This window comes from Lactobacillus sp. A27 (assembly GCF_016742815.1).
Classification (GTDB): Bacteria; Bacillota; Bacilli; order Lactobacillales; family Lactobacillaceae; genus Lactobacillus; species Lactobacillus gallinarum.
This window is the reverse complement of record NZ_JAEHNT010000076.1, coordinates 1-324: the sequence shown is the minus strand read 5'-3', so window position 1 is coordinate 324 and position 324 is coordinate 1. Positions and strand designations below refer to the sequence as shown.

Genomic DNA, 324 nt, shown 5'->3' with positions numbered 1-324 from the left:
TTGATATTGTCTAACAGCTAAGTAGTGCTTAGCATGATAATTGCTTCGATTGCGTCCTACATAAGAGTTGTAGACAAAGCGCTGCGCATCATAGTTTAGCTTGATGATTTTCTTTTGCTTAGAACTAGGATAAAAGCGTAGTTTGATACCAAAATGATAGGCTAAACTGCTCATTCTCTTCATGGTTTCACCTCCTCATAGATTAGATATTTATATTTTACAGGATAGGCGAACATATGTCTCTATTTTTTTAATAAAAAAGCTGACTGCTAGGTCAGCTTGGTCCTATCCATCCCCGCATTAAAATACGGGGATTTTCGGGCG

General features: G+C 37.7%; 1 protein-coding gene. It reads right to left on the bottom strand.

From position 1 onward, the window contains the following. On the bottom strand, nt 1–183 hold a 183-nt coding region (locus tag JEM49_RS08650), incomplete at its 3' end, for a helix-turn-helix domain-containing protein (RefSeq protein ID WP_201874652.1). Nucleotides 184–324 lie beyond the last annotated feature (141 nt).